The following is a 17,662-nucleotide window of genomic DNA, read 5'->3' on the forward strand; positions in this document are numbered from 1 at the left end:
ACGACACTGGGCGGGACAGAGCGCTCGACCACACCTCCCGGCCGAAACACGGGTGGGCGGGACGCCGCCTGGCGGCGACGTTCCCACACCGTGACCCTACAGGGGGCAGCCGTCCTGCGGTGCTGCCATTGGCGCGTTTCCTCCTAAAACGCGACGCGCCCGGCGCGGCTCAGCAACTACGGAGCCGCGACGGGCGCGTGAAAAGGCGTCCTCTGCGCGTCGGCGTTAGGCAGCGCCCTGGCCGAGCACGAACCCCTTGTTGGAGGGGCCCGTGGACGAAGGCGTGCCCGCGATCTTGGAGAGGTAGGTGTCGCCCAGGGTGGCGATGTGGGTGTTGATGTTGTCGAAGTAGTTGTAGTGCAGCTGCTCTTCCTCGATGATCGCGTCAAACAGCTTGACGCTCACGTTGTCGCCCATCTCGCGGCACACGGCCAGGAAGCCGTTGTAGGCGTCGATGGTGTCGTCCTCCAGGTTGGAGTCGAAGGGGTAGATGGCGCGGACCTCCTGCCCCTTGTTCACCACGGCGTCGAAGGAGGTGCAGGGTTCGCCGCCCAGTTCCTTGATGCGCTCGGCGAAGCGCTCAGCATGGCGCATCTCGTCGATGGCGATGAGCTTCATGTTCATGGCCAGTTCGCCGTAATCCATGTTGTCCAGGTTGTAGTGCTGGTTCATGTACTGGGTGATGGCGAAGAGCTCCATGGCCCTGGCCGTGTTCAGCGCCTCGATCACCTTCTGCTTGCGTGCTTCCCTATCCGCCATGTGCTCGCTCCTGTGATTGGATTGCCGTTTCGGGTATCCCGGCAGCCGCCATGCGGGCCAGCCGGATTCCGCGCATTGTTACCCCATTTTCCCGGCGAACCCAAGAAGCAACTGCGCGGCGCGAACGGCTTGACGAAGGACTCTCTCCGGACGACAAGGCGAAGATGGACCGCAACCCCGCCACGGAGGTCAGCCGCATGGCCGCGACGCGCACGGAATCCGACAGCATGGGCAGCGTGGAAGTGCCCGCAGACCGCTACTGGGGCGCGCAGACGCAGCGCTCTCTGGAACACTTCAGCATCGGTGAGGAGCGCATGCCCCTGGAGGTGGTCCACGCCCTGGCTCTGGTCAAGCTGGCCTCGGCCCGGGCCAACCGCAGCCTTGGCAGGCTCGACGAGGCCCGGACCGGGCTCATCGAACGGGCGGCGCGGGAGGTGGCCGAAGGCGCGTTCGACGATCACTTCCCCCTGCGCATCTACCAGACCGGCAGCGGCACCCAGACCAACATGAACGTCAACGAGGTGATCGCCAACCGCTGCTCGGAGCTGGCGGGCAAGCCGCTGGGCTCCAAGGCGCCCGTGCACCCCAACGACCACGTGAACATGTCCCACTCCACCAACGACGCCTTCCCCGCGGCCATGTACATGGCCGCCGCCCTGGGCCTGGAGCGCAGGCTGCTGCCCGCGGTGGAGCGCCTGCAAGCCTCGCTGGCGGCCAAGGCGGCCCAATGGGGGGACATCGTGAAGATCGGCCGGACCCACCTGCAGGACGCGGTGCCCATGACCCTGGGCCAGGAGTTCTCGGGCTACGCGGCCATGCTCGCCGACGCCTCGGAGCGCCTGCGCGCCGTTCTGCCCGGCCTGGGCCGCCTGGCCCTGGGAGGATCGGCGGTGGGCACGGGGCTCAACACCCCGCCGGGCTATGCCCGCCTGGCCGTGGCGGAGATCGCCGCACTCACGGGCCACCCCTTCAGCGTGGCCCCGAACCTGTTCGCGGCCATGGGCGCCCATGACGACCTGGTGATGGCCAGCGGGGCGATACGCACCCTGGCGGTTTCGCTGTGCAAGATCGCGGGGGACGTGCGCCTGCTGGGCAGCGGGCCGCGCGCGGGCCTTTACGAGATTGTCCTGCCCGCCAACGAGCCGGGCTCCTCCATCATGCCGGGCAAGGTCAACCCCACGCAGTGCGAAGCCGTGACCATGGCCGCGCTGCAGTGCATGGGCTACGATGCGGCAGTGGCCGCGGCCGGGGCCGGCGGCATCCTGGAGATCAACCTCTACAAGCCGCTGATGATCCACAACGTGATGCAAAGCATCGCCGTCCTCGCGGATTGCTGCCTCAACTTCGCCCGCTACTGCGTGGACGGCCTCGAACCCAACAGGCCGCGGATAGACGCCTTCCTCAAGGATTCGCTCATGCTGGTCACGGCGCTCTCGCCCAGCATCGGCTACGACAAGGCCGCGCACGTGGCGCACCACGCGCATACGCGCGGCGCCACCCTGCGGAATGCCGCCCTGGAGCTTGGTTACGTCAGCGAGGAAGAGTTCGACCGGCTGGTGGACGCCTACGCCATGGCGCACCCGCACGCGGATGAGGAGGACTGAACCGGGAAGGGGAGAGACGCCGGACGTATGGGAAGGAGACGCCCGGCCGCTAACGGGCAATTGGGAATGGCGTTGGGCCGCTGGCGGGTCATGGGGGATGCCGGGCCGCTACCGGCCCATGGCGGGTGTGAGCCGCCCCGGCTGCTGACCCGACGGGCCGGACTGGCCAGGACCCCGGCCGCCCAGCCGCAGGCTGTCCTGCCGGGTGCCGTCGCCGCCGTAGATCGCGCCGGACTCGATGCGGCCACGATAGGTGCCGTCCGCGCCGTAGATTTTGCCGGATTCGATACGGCCACGATAGGTGCCGTCGTTGCCGTAGAGCCTATAGCCGTGTGCGGAGGCCGCACCTCCGATAATAGCGTCGCCGCTCTGGGCGCAGGCCGCGCCCGCCAAGCCAAGCACAAGACATGCCGCCAGAAAAGACCTCATGCAGCCTCCTTTTCCGACACGGCCCCCCTCTAGCACGAAGCGAAACGCCGGGGAATAGGCAGCGGCCCCCTGTGGAAACAGTGTGACAAAAGGTTCACGCAGGCGCGCCCTTGACTATTATGGGCATATGCTCATAATGGGCACTCAAGGAGCACACATGCCGCGCCCACGCTGCTGCCGCAGAATCTCAGGCCGGTCCGCCTGCGCCGCCTTCGGCCCCGTGGAGGAAGCCGCCGCCCAGCCGGACGGCCCCCTGCTCTCCCCGGACGAGTTCGAGGCCATCCGCCTGGCCGACCACGAAGGGCTCTACCAGGAGGAGGCCGCCGCCCGGATGGGCGTTTCGCGCCAGACCTTCGGGCGCATCGTCGCTTCGGGCCGCGGCAAGGTGGCCGAGGCCCTGGTGCGGGGGCTGACCCTTCGCATCGCCGGGCCTGAGCCCGCCGCCGGATGCAGGGCGGCGCGCTGCCCGCGCTGCTCCCAACGCATAGCGCAGGGCTGCTGCCCCAAGGAGCAGGACGGCGGGCGCCCGTGACATTCACTCAACATTCGCTACGGAGGCAACCCATGAAAATCATCGCGATCCCCACCCGTGGGGGCATGGTGGACGAACACTTCGGCCACTGCGAATCCTTCACCATCATCACCCTGGACGACTCCGGGGCCGTGATCGCAGAGGAGAGCTTCACCCCTCCCCCGCAGTGCGGCTGCAAGTCCGACCTGGTGGGCACCCTCTCGGCCATGGGCGTCAAGCAGCTCATCGCCGGGAACATGGGGCAGGGCGCGGTGATGAAGCTGCGCCAGAGCGGCATCGCCGTGGTGCGCGGGGCCAGCGGCCCCGTGCGCGAGGCCGTGGCCGCCTGGGTGGACGGCAAACTCAAGGACCGCCAGGAGCTGTGCGTGGCCCACGGCCACGAGTGCCACCACAATTAACCCGCAAGGAGCCCCCCATGCCCTCGGATTTCGACGCCAAAGCCGCCACCTGGGACGAAGACCCGCGCAAGGCCGCCGTGGCCGCCGCCATCGCCCAGGCCATGGTCCAGGCTCTGCCTCTGGACCGCACCCTGACCCTGCTGGACTACGGCGCGGGCACCGGGCTGGTCAGCCTGGCCCTGGCCCCTCTTGTGGGCGGCGTGACGGCGGCCGACGAATCCGAGGGCATGCTTTCGGTGCTGCGCGCCAAGATCGCGGCCACGGGCGCGGCCAACGTGCGCCCGCTGCGCTGGAGCGTCGGCCAGCCCCCGGCCGGGCTGCCCGCTTTCGACGTGATCACAGGCTCCATGGTGCTGCACCACGTGGCCGACGTGCCCGCGGCGGCCAGGGCCTTCCACGCCCTGCTCAAGCCCGGCGGGCGCATCGCCCTGGCGGACCTGGACCCCGACGGCGGGGAGTTCCATGGCTCGGCCATGCACGCCCACCACCCCGGGTTCGAGCGCGAGGCCCTCAAGGCCGTGTTCGAGCAGGCCGGGTTCTCATCCGTAGCCTTCCGTGAAGCCCACCGCATGACCAAGAAGACCGACAGCGGCGCTGAGCGCGAGTTCACCATCTTCCTGATGACCGGCGAGCGAGCCTAGCCGCCGAAACGCTTGACTTTACCCGCGCGTCCCGTCCAACCTGAGCGGGCGCGCGGGTGCCTAAAGCCGCAGACCACGTGGCCGATAAGCCCATGTGCCACACCACTCGACCAAGCGGGTTCAACGCATGCGCATCTGCCTGATCAACGGCCAGTTGGGGTCAAGCCTGAGGGACCTCGGGCACGAGGTGCTGGAGATTCTGCCCGCGCCCGGAGTGACGGACGTCCGCGCGGCGCTTGAACCATCAGGTTTCCGTCCCGATCTCCTGGTGCAGACCGAGGTGCTGGGCGCACGGGTCATTCTCGCGGGGTTGGAGCACCTGGACTGCCTCAAGGTCTTCTGGTCCATCGACTCCCACCTCAACGCCTTCTGGCACGCGCACTACGGCAGGCTCTTCGACGCCGTGGCCACCACGCAGCCCGACTGGGTCAGCCGACTCGGCGACCTTGGCCTGCCCCAGGTGTTCGCCCTGCCCTGGTTCGGCAGCGTTGCGCCGTTCAAGCCGTTCGCCTCGCGCGGGCACGACATGTCCTTCTGCGGGCGCATCGGCCCGAGCCGCCCGCTGCGCCGCCAGTTCGCCGACTTCCTGCGCCAGCGCTTCGCGGCCCGCGTTGAGGAGAACCTGCCCTACGAGCAGATGCTCGCCCTCTTCGGGGACACGCGCATCGTGCCCAACGAATCCATCGCCGGAGAGATCAACTTCAGGCTCTTTGAGGCCGCGTCCCACGGCAGCCTTGTGCTCAACCCGCGAAGCGCCGGCCTGGAGGAGTTGTTCGAGCCCGGGCGCGAGGTGGAGACCTACGCCAACGTGCTGGAGCTTGACGACAGGCTACGCCACTGGTTGGCCCGCCCGGCGGAGATGGAGCGCATGGGCCTTCAGGCCAGGGAGCGCGTGCTGGCCTGCCACCTGCCCGCGCATCGCGCCCGGAAGCTGATGCGCCACGTGGAGGGCCTCGGGCGCACAGCCGCCCAGGGGCGCACGGCCGCGCTGATGTTCCACCTGACCCTGCTCGACCTGCTGGAGGCGGAACGCCTTGATCTGTCGGCCCAGGCCGTGGCCGAAGGGCTCCTTGCCCTGCGGGACATGCCCGAGGCCGCCGTGGGGCTCATGCGCCTGCATTTTTATTTCGGAGACAAACCCGGGCTCTTGAGTCTGCTGGAGGGAATCCTGGCCGGGGAGCGCTTCGCCGGGGATCACGACGTGGACGCCTCGGCCTCACTGGCCGCCCTGGCGCTGGACAGATGGGACATGGCCCGGCTGTTCTGGCACCGCCACCGCCGGGCCACGGGACAGCCGCCGGCCCTCCTTGAGGACCCGGCCGGGCTGGCACGCTCCTGGGCAGCCGCCTGGGCTCGCACCGGGCGGGAGATCCGCCTGGGCATGGTCTACGACAGCTCGCGCCACGCGCCCCAATCCGCCTTCGAGGCCCTGATGCTCGCCCACACCCTCGCCCCCAAGGACCTGGGCCTGGTGCGCGCCGTGGATTCGCTCCTGAGCGGCTATTCCGGCGTGGAGGAGGCTCGCCTGGCCCTGCTCTCGGAGCTCTCCCTGCACGACAGAAACAACTGGCGCCTGGGCCTGCGCCTGGGCCTGGTCAACCTGCGCGCGTTCCGCTTCCAGGAAGGGCTGGAGGAGCTTCAGGTCGCCAGGGAATGCGCCAGGCAATCGGCCGGCGATGCCGGAGTGGCGCGCTTCCTGGCCGCGCTTTCGCGCGAGGATCCCACAGGGGCCGTCCAGGCGGCGCTGGCCGCCCCGCCCGGAACCACAGTGCTCAACGGTTGAGGCTTAGGCTGTCCAGCCTGGACATCGCGCCCAACATCCCCTGATACTTGTAGAAAAACTTCACGTCATTGCCGTTGACGTTGCTCTGGCGGTCGTAGTCGAAACCGGCGCGCAGCGACACGCCGGAGCTTTGCTTGTGCACGCAGGTCACGGTGCCGCAGTAAGCCACGGAGTAGCCCTTGAGGCAGAACTGCAGGTCGTGGTCGGTGTCGTCCACCTGGGAAGGCGAGTAGCGGATGTCGAACCAGGGGACCTCCTTCAGGGCGGAGACGCGCATCATGTGCTGGCAGCCCATCACCACCCGCGTCGGGCGGATCACGTCGTAGAGGCCGGTATCGAAGGTCACGCCCGGAGTGGGATAGCCCACGCGCACCATATTCGTGTTTGCCACGGTCACGTACCGGTAGAGGTACTGAATCATCCGGTACTCGCCGGGGAACACCACCTTGCAGCCCACGTTGGCCACGCTGGGGTCCGACTCGGCCACGGTCAGGAAGTGGGCCAGCCAGTCGGGCTGGAGCTCCACGTCGTCGTCCAGAAAGGCCACGTAGTCCGACTCCCAGGTGGCGGGCTGGCTGATGAGCCAGTTCCTGGCCGCCGGGGCGCCGATATTTACGGGCAGGGTGATGATCTCCACCTCGTTGTTCGGGAAGAGCTCCGTCGCCCTGGCGGCCGACGCGGCGCTGTCGTCGGTGCAGCCGTTGAGCAGTATCTTGATCTTCGCGGCCCCGATGTCGCAGGCCGCCAGGCTTTCCAGGGTCTCCGCCAGGGAGCGGGCCTTGTTGTAGCAGTACAGATAGATGCAGACTTTCTTCTCGCCCACCAGCCGGTGCGAGGGCCGGAAGGGCTCGCGCAGTTCGCGCAGGCGCAGCTCCACCGGGTATTGCAAGGGGTCCAGCGCCAGCGAACGTTCATACAGCTCCAGGCACCTGCCCATGTCTCCGGCCTTGCGGAAAAGTTCCGCCGCGAGATTCAGGGTCACCGGGTCCTCCCGCTCCACGTAGGTCTCCTGCCACAGGCTCATGGCCCGCTCCACGGCCCCCAGCCCGGCGTAGTGCTGGAACAGGCGCAGGTTCCACACCGGCAGCATGGCCTTGGGGCACTTGAAGGCCGCCAGTTGCGGGTCCGGCAGGCGGCCCTGGAAATAGTCCAGGTTCAGCAGCAGTTCCGCGGCCAGCACGTACATCGGGTTCTGCTTGAGCATCTTGACCGCAATGTCGCGGATTTCATCGCCCTGGAGGCCGAAATGGGCTCCCCGCAGTTCCTCCAGCGCTTCGGGTTCGGAGTTGGTGGCCCTGCTGATATCCAGCGTCACCTGGGCCTGGCGCATCCCGAACGCCGCCTGGACAGCCAGCACGTCCTCGTCCAGCGGGGCCAGGCAGCCGGACCACTTGTGGGCATGCCCCGCCAGGCTTCGGACGTATTCGGCCCCCCTGGCAGCCGGATCGGCCAGGATGCGGCTGTGGAAGGCCACGGCCATCTCTTTGCTGTTCTGAAAATTATTGATGAAGTTCAGATAATAATCGCAGGCACCTTCCGTGCTCAGGGCGGCGAGCTCAATATCCGTGCGGTTGGCCTTGTTTCTGTTCGTCTCGGGCATGAGCCGGATTCCTCCTGGATGGACGTGAGCCGGACGGGGCGGCCCCGGGCTGGCGGGGCCCGCTCCCACGCAAAGCAAGTATCGGGCCATTACCTGCCGACACGTTTGACATTCTTTACGCCGCGCGGCTAGTGTTCGGCATGAAACGCGTGCTCTGGCTGGGCAACCCCCTCTTCGGCAACATCGTCAACCGCCTGCCCGAACCACGCGGATTCCAGGTGCGGGTGGAGACGTTCCACAAGCCGCGCATCCTCACCTGGGAGGACATCACCGCCTTGGCCGGGTTCGAGCCTGACGTGCTTGTCTTCGGGGACAACAGCTCCCCGCCCTCGTTGCTGGGGCTGGAGTCCTACCCGTGCCTGACGGTGTTCGCCTGCGTGGATTCCCACGTGCACTCATGGTACCCGCTCTACGCCCAGGCCTTCGACCTCTGCACGGTGAACCTGCGCGACCACCTGCCCCAATTCCTCGGCCCCAGGCTGGACGAGGGCCGGGTTCTCTGGTCCCCGCCCTTTGCCTGGGACGAGGACGTGTTCATCCCCGCCGAAAAGTCTCTGGACATGATCTTCGTGGGCAAGGACGACCCCCTGCTCACGCCCGGCCGCAGCGCCATGCTGGCCGAACTGCGGCGGCGTTTTCCCGGCTTCCGCTGCACAACCGGCAACTACCGCGCCATGTTCCCCACGGCCAGGTTGGTGTTCAACTACTCCGACCTGGGGGACATGAACTTCCGCATCTTCGAGGCCCTGGCCTGCCGCGGCTGCCTGGTCACGCCGCGCATCGGCCACGGCCTGGAGGAGATGTTCGCCGACGGCGAGGAGCTGTTCCTCTACGATCCCGGCGACCTCGAGGGCCTGTGCGCCTTGGTCGCGCGGCTGCTGGCCGACGAGCCCCTGCGTGAGCGCGTGGCCGCAGCCGGGCAGGCCAAGGTGGACGCCCTGCACCGCGCCCGCAACCGGGCTGCGGTCTTCGCCGCATGGCTGGCGGGCCAGCCCGCCGCGGAGCTGCTCGAACGCCGCAAAAGGGAGGCCCGGGCCATCCACGCCCAGGTGCTCAAACCGCTCTACCTGCATTGGAGTCAGGCCCTGGCCGACACGCCCCTTGCCCAGGTCTACCTGGACGCGGCCCGCAGAGGGCTTGGGCTGGGCGCTGCCCAAACGGGGCTTGGGCCGGATGCGGCCAGCGCCTGCCCCCGCGAGGGGGTGGGAGGCCCGTAAAGCCTGAATCGGCCCGGCAATTGCATATTACCGGCTAATCGGCGCATGACGCCGGAGGCGTTGGATTTTTGACGACCACGTAGCCGCAAGCACAGGAATATGCCCATGTCCGAAACCGCCGCCCTGGAACGCCTGGCGCAACTGGTAGCCGATACACCCAAGGAGCGAGGCAACGTCGTCTTCGTTGGCCGCGCCAAGGGCCTGTTCATCGACAACGTGAAGTACGCCTTCCTGCACGCCCACAGGCACGCCCCCCAGCTGCACAGCACCTTCATGACCCTCAACCGCCCGGAGGCCCGAGAACTCCAGGCCAACGGGCTGCCCGCCTTCTGCTTCGAGGATCCCGACGGCCCGGCCCGCCTGGCCAGGGCGTCCATCGTCGTATCGGACGACTTCTGGTGGAAGACGCGGACCCCCGCCGGGGCCTTCGCCCGGGGCGCTTTCCTGGTGCAGCTCTGGCACGGCATCCCGCTGAAGGCCATCGGCTTCCCTGAGATCGAATCCTCCGTGAACATGAACCCGGACAAGGCCCGCGAGCTGGCCGAAGCCTACTCGGGCTACGACGCCGTGCTCTCCACCTCGCCGTTCTTCACGGAAAAAGCCTTCGCCAGGGCCTTCCGCGCGAGCGCCTTCTGGGAGCTGGGCTACCCCCGCAACGACGCCCTGCTGCGCGACCCGGACAAGCTGGACATGATCAACGTGGACGCGGCCCTGTACAGCGAACTCAAGCGCGCCAAGAAAAACGGCGCGCGCGTGGCCTTCTACATGCCCACCTTCCGCGACGTGGGCGGCAACGCCGTCAGCGACAGAGCGCTGGACCTGCGCCAGCTCTCCGTCTTCGCCCAGGAGCGCAACATCATCCTGGTGTGCAAGTTCCACCCCTACGAGGACATCAAAGCCGGCAGCAACGTGCCCAGCCTGCGCTTCTGCAGCTCACGGTCCGACCCCTATCCGCTGCTGCGCCTGGCGGACCTGCTGATCACGGACTACTCCTCCATCTATTTCGACTTCCTGCTCACGGGCAAGCCCGTGCTGTTCTTCCCCTACGACCTGGAAGCCTACGTGACCAGGAGCCGCGAACTGATCTTCGATTACGAGGCCTTCACCCCCGGCCCCAAAGTCCGCGACACCCCCTCGCTGCTGGCGGCCATGGAGGCCCTGCTCTCCGGGCGGGACGCCCACGCCGCCGAGCGCGCCAAGCTGGCCGAGCTGGCCTTCAGCCACCGCGACGCGAACGCCGGGGCCAGGCTATGCGAGGCCCTGACCGCGCTTTCCCGCGAACTCGCGGGGAAGGAAGTGAAAGCATGAAGGAGTTGGGGGTTTCCGGCGGCCAAAGGGCTGCGCCCTTTGGAATCCCCCATTATTGCAGAGTGCTTCCGTTTCTCCAGCCGTTCTCCTTGAACCGGAGCGGCGGCGTGGAACCAATTTTCCAACCATAAACTCGCGAGGCAACTATGAAAGCGGTCATTCTCGCAGCGGGCGTCGGCAGCAGGCTGGGCAGGCCCTTCCCCAAGGCGCTCTCCGAACTGCCCACGGGCGAGACCATCATGGGCAGGCAGATCCGCATCCTGCGCGAGCAGGGCCTGCGGGAGATCATCGTGGTGGTCGGCTTCAAGATGGCCATCCTCATGGAATACTTCCCCAGCGTCCTCTTCAAGTACAACCCCGAGTTCTACCTGACCAACACCTCCAAGAGCCTGCTCTGCGCCCTGGAGCACATCGAGCGCGAGGACACCCTCTGGTTGAACGGCGACGTGGTCTTCGACGACCAGATCATCGCGGACATCATGGCCCGGGGCGGCAACGTGGTGGCCGTGGACCGCAAGAAGTGCGGCGACGAGGAGGTGAAATACCGCACCGACGAGCGCGGGCGCATCGTGGAGATCTCCAAGACCGTGGCCGAGCCCCTGGGCGAGGCCGTGGGCATCAACACCATCGGCGCGCACCACCTGGAGGTGTTCCGGCAGGCCCTGCGCGAGTGCGGCGACAAGGACTACTTCGAGCGCGGCATGGAGCTGGTGATCGAGCGCGGAGTGACATTCGTGCCCATGGACGTCTCCGAATACCGCTGCATCGAGGTGGACTTCGACGAGGACCTCAAAAACGCCCGCAGCATGTTCGCCCCCAAGGGCTGATGCGGGAAGCCCGCGCGTCAGGCAAGGCCGGTACGTGCCAGGCCAGGCCGGACGCGCACTGGCATGTTATTTGTATCACAAGAATTCGATACCGTTTGTCCAGTAAACAGGCACGGGCCGGGGCGCACAGGGAGCGCAGCAGGCCCGCCGAGGGAAAAGCACCGAGGTTACTTTGAAATCCATCGCCTTCATACCCACCTACGACTACTTTTCCCACAAACTGTTCGTGGACATGGCCCGCCAATGGACCGACGTGGCCTGTCATTATCTGGTCATCCGGGATACGAGCATCCACACCTCCTGGGACTACCCCCCGGGCGAGTACCCCAGCGCCTCGCTCTACACCGCGAGCACCGTCTACACCGGCGTGGAGGCCACCGAGGCCCTCTTCTTCGAGCTGGACCGCTACCTGGCCACCGTGCGCCCCGACATCCTGATCTCGCCCTCCGACGCCCTGGACGTGCACGTCATCGCCGTCGCCGCGGCCAAGAAGTACGGCATCAAGCTGCTCACTGTGCAGCCCGCCTTCCTGAACCTGCACGAGGGCTTCCCAGGGGAGCGGCCCAAGATTTACGGGGCCGAGTCCTGCGACGTGCTGGCGGTCTGGAGCGAGTTCTGGGCCGACATCTGCCGCCGCAACGGCTCCAAGGCCGCGATGCGCGTGGTGGGCTGCTACGATTTCGACCGGATGCGCGCGGTCATGGAGCGCAGGCAGGAGCTTGCCGCCAGGCTTCGCGAGCGCGCCGGCATGGGCCCGGATGCCCTCGTGGTCTCCATATTCCTGCCCCACGACGAGGAGACCGGGCTCAGGTTCGCGCAACTCATCCAGAAGACCGTGCGGGGCAACCCCGGCGCCGTGTTCGCGGTGAAGCCGCACCCGCGCCACAAGTCCTGGGACATGGCCGGGCTGTTGCGCCACCCCAACGCCAAGCTCTCCCTGCCGGGCGAATCCGATGAGGAGATACTGGCCGCATCGGACGCCACAATTTCCGTAATGTCCTACACCTCGCTCAAGGCCATGATGGTCGGGCTGCCCGCGCTCATCCTGCGCGACCCGCCCATCGACCACCCCTTTTTCGACGCCAGCCCCGCCGTCATGCTGGGCTGGGGCGACGACTTCGACCAGGCCCTCGCGCGCGCCCTGGCCCCCGGCTTCAAGGCCATGGGCCGCAAGCGCCTGCAACGCTACCTGACCGCCATGATCGGCCACACCGAGCCGGGCTATCTGGCGCGCCTCAAGGCCGTGGCCGAGGAATTCACCGGCGGGGCCGCCTCCTGAAGGCTGCCGCCGAACACCACGCAACAGACCAGGATTGGCATGTATGGCACATAAAATCGTACTCGTCGGCGCGGGCCAGTTGGGCAGCAGACACCTGCAGGGCCTGGCGCGCTCCGCCCGCGCGCTGGACATAGACGTGGTGGACCCCTCTGCCGCGTCCCTGGACGTGGCCATCGCCCGCTTCGCCGAGGTGGCGGACGCATCCTCCAACGTCGCCGCGACCTTCCTGAACGAAATTCCCGCCGGGAAGGACTACGAAGCCGCCGTGATCGCCACTTCCTCCGGGCCACGCGCCGCCGTCGCGCGGGAGCTGCTCGCCCGCTGCGGCGTGGGGGCCATCGTCTTCGAGAAGGTGCTCTTCACCCGCATCGAGGACTACGCCTCCGTGGGCGAGCTGCTGGCCTCCAAAAAAGTTCCGGCCTGGGTCAACTGCCCGCGCCGCATGTACCCGCTCTACAAGGAGCTGAAGCCCCTGCTGGGCGGGCCGGTGCGCGTGGCGCAGCAGGGCGGCATGTGGGGCCTGGGCTGCAACGCCGTGCACTTCGCGGACCTTGCCGCCTACCTCTCCGGCGAGACCCGCTTCACCTGGGACGCCTCCGGGCTGGACTGTCAGATTCACGAAAGCTCCCGCAAGGGCTACATCGAATTCTCCGGCACGCTCACGGCCCGCAGCGCCGGGGGCACCGAGGTCGCGCTGCACGCGCGGGCGGACTCCGCAGCGCCGCCGGTGCTGAACATCCTGGGCGAGCGCGCCTCGGCCGTCATCGACGAAATTTACGCCAGCGGCACGGTCCGCCGGGCGGAGAACGGCTGGAAGCCCGAAGCCCTGGAGGTGCGCCTGCCCTACCAGAGCGAGCTCTCCCATCTGTTCCTGGAGCGGATCCTGGCCGAGGGCCGCTGCGAGCTGCCGGATTACGAGGCGTCGGCCCTGCTGCACACCGGCATGCTGGACGCCCTGCTGGGCCACCTGCGCAAGTGCGGCCGCTCCGTCGAGAGCTGCCCCATCACCTGATCGAGAAGGAAACCACCATGTCCATATGGCTTATCGGTTCGGGCCTCATGGCCCAGGATTACATGAAGGCTCTCAAGGCCCTGGAGGCCCCCACCACCGTGGTAGGACGCGGCGCGGCCTCGGCCAAGGCCTTCGAGGAGGCCACCGGCGTGCCCGTGGTCCAGGGCGGGCTTGACGCCTATATCGCCTCGGGCGCGCAGTTGCCGGACGCCGCCGTGGTGAGCGTGAGCGTGGAGCAGCTTGCCCCCACGGCCAAGGCCCTGCTGCGCGCGGGCGTGCGAAAAATTCTGCTGGAAAAGCCCGGCGGCGTGGACTCCGCCGAGGTGCGCGAGGTGGCGGCCCTGGCCGCGAGCCTGAGGGCCACCGTGGTGCTGGGCTACAACCGGCGCTTCTACGCCCCGGTGCTGGCCGCCCGCAAGATGATCGACGAGGACGGCGGCCCCACCTCCTTCATGTTCGAGTTCACCGAGTGGAGCCATGTGATCTCCACACTCAAGAAGCCCGCGGAGGTGATGGCCAACTGGTTCCTGGCCAACTCCTCCCACGTGGTGGACACGGCCTTCTTCCTGGGCGGCGCGCCCGAGAAGATCGCCTGCTTCACCTCCGGCTCGCTGGACTGGCACCCGGACTGCGCCGTGTTCGCGGGCGCGGGCCTGGCCCGTGGCGGCGCGCCCTTCTCCTACCACGCCAACTGGGCGGCCCCGGGCCGCTGGGGTGTGGAGGTGCTCACGGCCAAACGGCGCTACATCTTCCGGCCCATGGAGCAGCTCCACGTGCAGGAGATCGGCTCCGTGGCCGTGAACCGCGTGGAGTTGGACGACACCCTGGACGCGGAGTTCAAGCCCGGCCTCTACCTGGAGGTCCGCAATTTTCTGGAAGGCCGCCTGGAGGACTTCTGCACCATCGAGGAGCAGGCCAGGCGCATGAACGTGTACGACACCATGTGCGGTCGCGCCGCTAATTGACGCGCCCGCTTACGCGACACCCCGAGAGGGAGGATATTCCATGAAAGCGCTCGTCATCGGACTCGGGTCCATGGGCAAACGCCGCATCCGCTGCCTCAAGGCCCTCGACTTCGCCCCGGCGGACATCGCCGGTTTCGACACCCGCCAGGACCGCCGCGAGGAGGCCGCCTCCCTGCACGGCGTCGCCACCTACGACGACTTCGACAAGGCCGTGGCCGCCCACAAGCCCGACGCCCTCATCATCTCCGTGCCGCCCGACGCCCACCACATCTACATGAAGAAGGCCGCGGCCCTGCGCCTGCCCTTCTTCGTGGAGGCCAGCGTGGTGGACACCGACATGGAGGAGGTCATCGCCCTGTGCAACCAGGCGGGCATCGTGGCCGCGCCGTCCTCCACGCTGTACTTCCACCCCGCCATCCAGACCGTGGCCGCGATCATCCGCGAGGGGAAGCTCGGCAAGATCTCCAACATCCTCTACCACTCCGGCCAGTACCTGCCGGACTGGCACACCTACGAGCACGTGCGCGAATACTACGTCTCCAACCCGGCCACGGGCGGCGGGCGCGAGATCGTGCCCTTCGAGCTGACCTGGCTGGTGGACGTGCTGGGCTTCCCCAAGCGCGTGGCGGGCATGTTCCGCAAGACCATCGAGATCGAGGGGGCCGAGGGCATCGACGACACCTACAACGCCCTGCTCGACTACGGCGACTTCATGCTGAACCTCTGCGTGGACGTTGTCTCCCGCGCGGCCACCCGCCGCATGGTCATCAACGGCGAGGCCAAGCAGCTCCGCTGGGACTGGGACGAGAACGCCATCAAGATCTTCGACCCCGCCGCCAACGCCTGGGAGACCATCCCCTACTCCATGGGCAAGGCCCAGGAAGGCTACAACGCCAACATCGGCGAGAACATGTACATCGACGAGGTGGCCTGCTTCCTGGGGGCCGTGCGCGGCGAAGGCCCCTTCGTGAACACCATGGAGCGCGACCACCAGGTGCTCAAGACCCTCTTCGCCATCGAACAGGCCGACCGGGAATCCCGCTTCGTGCCCATCGACTTCGCAGGTTGAACCATGAATTCCGGCACCATCGGCATTCTGGTCACGGCCAGGCTGGGCTCCACCCGGCTCAAGCGCAAGCACCTGCTGGAGGCGGGGGGCCGCCCCTTCCTGCACTGGCTGCTGGGGCGCATCCAGGGCGAGTTCGCCCCGGAGCTTGAGTCCGGCAAGGCCGTGGTGGTCATCGCCACCACCCCCGAGCCCGACAACGAGACCCTCAAGGCCTTCGAAGGCCCGGAAGTCCGCGTGTTCGCGGGCAGCAAGGGCAACATCCCCCTGCGCCACCTGCAGGCGGCCCAGGCCCTGAAACTCGCGGCGATAGTCTCCGTGGACGGCGACGACGTGCTCTGCGCCCCCGAGGCCATGCGCGCCGTGTACGACGGCCTGGTCCAGGGCGCGCCCGGCGTGAAGACCGAGGGCCTGCCCTTCGGCATGAACGCCTGGGGCTACGCGGCCGACATGCTGGCCGCCAGCCTGGAGGGCCACCACGGCGAACAGCTGGAGACCGGCTGGGGCCGCATCTTCGACTTCGACCGCTTCGAGACCGTCGCCTTCACCGTGCCTGGCAACAGCGACGCCGTGCGCCTGACCCTGGACTACAGCGAGGACGCCGACCTGTTCCGCGCCGTGATCGAAGGCATGGGGCCGTGCGTGGCCAAGGCCACCGCCGCCGAAATCGTGGGGCACATGCTCGCGGGCGGCCTCACCCGCCTCAACGCCACGCGCGTGGAGGAATACTGGGCCAACTTCAACAGCGAACGCGAACAGGAAAGCGCAAGCTCCGCCGAGAAGGCATAAAGCCATGAACACAGGACAGAAACTCTGGCAGGAAGCCAAGCGGATCATCCCCGGGGGCAACCAGCTGCTCTCCAAGCGCGCGGAGCGCTTCCTCCCCGGGCTGTGGCCCGCCTACTACGACCGGGCCAAGGGCTGCGAAGTCTGGGACCTGGACGGCAACCACTACTACGACTTCGCCCAGATGGGCGTGGGCGCCTGCGTGCTGGGCTACGCCGACGACGACGTGAACGCCGCCGTGATCGAGGCCGTGAACAAGGGCAGCATGTGCACCCTGAACGCCCCGGAGGAAGTGGCCCTGGCCAAGCGGCTCATCGGGCTGCACCCCTGGGCCGAGCAGGCGCGCTTCGCCCGCACCGGCGGCGAGGCCTGCGCCGTGGCCGTGCGCATCGGGCGCGCCGCCACGGGCAAGGGCCGCGTGGCCTTCTGCGGCTACCACGGCTGGCACGACTGGTACCTGGCCGCCAACATCGGCGACGAGAGCAACCTGGACGGCCAGCTGCTGCCCGGCCTCTCCCCCACGGGCCTGTTCCGGGGCCTGAAGGAGAGCAACCTCCCCTTCAACTACAACCGCCTGGACGAGCTGGAAGCCCTGACCAAGCGCCACGACGACATCGGCGTGATCATCATGGAGCCCCAGCGCGGCAACGCCCCGGCCCCCGGCTTCCTGGAGGGCGTGCGGGCCATCGCAGACCGCATCGGCGCGGTGCTCATCTTCGACGAGGTGACGTCGGGCTTTCGCGTGAACATGGGCGGCATCCACCTGACCTACGGGGTGGAGCCGGACATCGCCGTGTTCGGCAAGGCCCTGGGCAACGGCTACCCCATCGCGGCCATCATCGGCAGGCGCAAGGCCATGGACGCGGCCCAGTCCAGCTTCATCAGCTCCACCATGTGGACGGAGCGCGTGGGCTACACCGCCGCCCTGGCCACCCTGGAGAAGATGGAGCGCCTGAACGTGCCCGCACGGCTGACGGAGTTGGGCCTGCGGCTCAACGCCGGGTGGGAGCGCATCGCCGCCGAGACGGGCGTGGGTGTGCACATCGACGGCATCCCGCCGCTGACGCACATTGGGTTCACCTGCCCGGAAGCTCCGGCGGCGCAGACCTTCTACACCCAGCAGATGCTTGAGAAGGGCTACCTGCTGGGCGCGGCGGTCTACATGACCAACGCCTACGACGAGGCCATCATCGACCGCTTCGTGGCGGATTCGGCCACGGTGTTCGCGGAGCTTCGCGCCGCACAGCAGGATGGCAGCCTGGAGAAGCGCCTCAAGGGCGGGGTGATCCAGGCCGGGTTCAAGCGGCTGACGTAACTTTGTTTCGTCGCAGGGGAGCTGCGAAGCTCCCCTGCGAAAAGGCAACGGCCAATGGGCCCATACCTATATGGGATTCCAAAGGGCGAAGCCCTTTGGCCGCCGGAGGCATCCCGGTGGCTGTAGGCTCCGCCCTGGGCC

General features: G+C 67.7%; 17 protein-coding genes. 14 read left to right on the plus strand and 3 right to left on the minus strand.

The features are described from left to right. Positions 1-225 precede the first annotated feature (225 nt). Positions 226-759: a ferritin-like domain-containing protein gene (locus MLE18_RS12435; protein ID WP_243439124.1), complete on the minus strand. Its 534-nt coding sequence runs from the start codon at positions 757-759 to the stop codon at positions 226-228. Positions 760-923: 164 nt separating this feature from the next. On the opposite strand from MLE18_RS12435, the gene fumC reads away from it, so the two are divergent. Then, positions 924-2,363, plus strand: coding sequence for a class II fumarate hydratase (gene fumC, locus MLE18_RS12440; RefSeq protein ID WP_243439125.1), 1,440 nt, complete (start codon positions 924-926; stop codon positions 2,361-2,363). Between the two features lie 108 nt (positions 2,364-2,471). Here the strand turns inward: fumC and MLE18_RS12445 are convergent, their stop codons facing one another. After that, positions 2,472-2,792, minus strand: a complete 321-nt coding sequence (locus tag MLE18_RS12445) for a hypothetical protein (protein WP_243439126.1) — start codon at positions 2,790-2,792, stop codon at positions 2,472-2,474. 157 nt (positions 2,793-2,949) lie between these two features. On the opposite strand from MLE18_RS12445, the gene MLE18_RS12450 reads away from it, so the two are divergent. The 4 genes from MLE18_RS12450 to MLE18_RS12465 all read left to right on the plus strand — a co-directional run bounded on the left by MLE18_RS12450 (position 2,950) and on the right by MLE18_RS12465 (position 6,146). Beyond that, positions 2,950-3,324, plus strand: coding sequence for a DUF134 domain-containing protein (locus MLE18_RS12450; protein ID WP_243439127.1), 375 nt, complete (start codon positions 2,950-2,952; stop codon positions 3,322-3,324). 32 nt (positions 3,325-3,356) lie between these two features. Beyond that, a complete protein-coding gene (locus MLE18_RS12455; RefSeq protein WP_243439128.1) occupies positions 3,357-3,722 on the plus strand; it encodes a NifB/NifX family molybdenum-iron cluster-binding protein in 366 nt (121 codons plus the stop codon). A 17-nt stretch (positions 3,723-3,739) separates the two neighbouring features. Next, positions 3,740-4,363, plus strand: coding sequence for a class I SAM-dependent methyltransferase (locus MLE18_RS12460; protein WP_243439129.1), 624 nt, complete (start codon positions 3,740-3,742; stop codon positions 4,361-4,363). Between the two features lie 127 nt (positions 4,364-4,490). After that, positions 4,491-6,146: a CgeB family protein gene (locus MLE18_RS12465; protein WP_243439130.1), complete on the plus strand. Its 1,656-nt coding sequence runs from the start codon at positions 4,491-4,493 to the stop codon at positions 6,144-6,146. Here MLE18_RS12465 and MLE18_RS12470 read toward each other — a convergent pair. Next, the gene (locus MLE18_RS12470; RefSeq protein WP_243439131.1) at positions 6,136-7,746 is read right to left on the minus strand and encodes a glycosyltransferase; all 1,611 of its coding nucleotides are present in this window, start codon (positions 7,744-7,746) and stop codon (positions 6,136-6,138) included. The two genes, MLE18_RS12465 and MLE18_RS12470, sit on opposite strands and share 11 nt — an antisense overlap. A 140-nt stretch (positions 7,747-7,886) precedes the next feature. On the opposite strand from MLE18_RS12470, the gene MLE18_RS12475 reads away from it, so the two are divergent. The 9 genes from MLE18_RS12475 (at position 7,887) to MLE18_RS12515 (ending at position 17,521) form a co-directional block, all read left to right on the plus strand. Then, positions 7,887-8,963: a glycosyltransferase family protein gene (locus MLE18_RS12475; RefSeq protein WP_243439132.1), complete on the plus strand. Its 1,077-nt coding sequence runs from the start codon at positions 7,887-7,889 to the stop codon at positions 8,961-8,963. A 105-nt stretch (positions 8,964-9,068) separates the two neighbouring features. Continuing rightward, positions 9,069-10,271 (plus strand): CDP-glycerol glycerophosphotransferase family protein, encoded by a 1,203-nt coding sequence (locus tag MLE18_RS12480; RefSeq protein ID WP_243439133.1) that lies wholly within the window; start codon positions 9,069-9,071, stop codon positions 10,269-10,271. A 146-nt stretch (positions 10,272-10,417) separates the two neighbouring features. Further along, positions 10,418-11,098, plus strand: a complete 681-nt coding sequence (locus MLE18_RS12485; protein ID WP_243439134.1) for a phosphocholine cytidylyltransferase family protein — start codon at positions 10,418-10,420, stop codon at positions 11,096-11,098. Positions 11,099-11,270: 172 nt separating this feature from the next. After that, the gene (locus MLE18_RS12490; protein ID WP_243439135.1) at positions 11,271-12,377 is read left to right on the plus strand and encodes a glycosyltransferase family protein; all 1,107 of its coding nucleotides are present in this window, start codon (positions 11,271-11,273) and stop codon (positions 12,375-12,377) included. Between the two features lie 43 nt (positions 12,378-12,420). Next, the gene (locus MLE18_RS12495) at positions 12,421-13,389 is read left to right on the plus strand and encodes a Gfo/Idh/MocA family oxidoreductase (protein WP_243439136.1); all 969 of its coding nucleotides are present in this window, start codon (positions 12,421-12,423) and stop codon (positions 13,387-13,389) included. 17 nt (positions 13,390-13,406) lie between these two features. Then, positions 13,407-14,354 (plus strand): Gfo/Idh/MocA family protein, encoded by a 948-nt coding sequence (locus MLE18_RS12500; protein WP_243439137.1) that lies wholly within the window; start codon positions 13,407-13,409, stop codon positions 14,352-14,354. Positions 14,355-14,394: 40 nt separating this feature from the next. Further along, complete coding sequence (locus MLE18_RS12505; RefSeq protein ID WP_243439138.1) at positions 14,395-15,423, plus strand: Gfo/Idh/MocA family protein; 1,029 nt, start codon at positions 14,395-14,397, stop codon at positions 15,421-15,423. Positions 15,424-15,426: 3 nt separating this feature from the next. Next, complete coding sequence (locus tag MLE18_RS12510) at positions 15,427-16,209, plus strand: cytidylyltransferase domain-containing protein (protein WP_243439139.1); 783 nt, start codon at positions 15,427-15,429, stop codon at positions 16,207-16,209. Positions 16,210-16,213: 4 nt separating this feature from the next. Next, positions 16,214-17,521, plus strand: a complete 1,308-nt coding sequence (locus MLE18_RS12515; protein ID WP_243439140.1) for an aminotransferase class III-fold pyridoxal phosphate-dependent enzyme — start codon at positions 16,214-16,216, stop codon at positions 17,519-17,521. Positions 17,522-17,662: the final 141 nt, after the last annotated feature.

It is taken from the genome of Fundidesulfovibrio soli (assembly GCF_022808695.1).
Taxonomy (GTDB): Bacteria; Desulfobacterota; Desulfovibrionia; order Desulfovibrionales; family Desulfovibrionaceae; genus Fundidesulfovibrio; species Fundidesulfovibrio soli.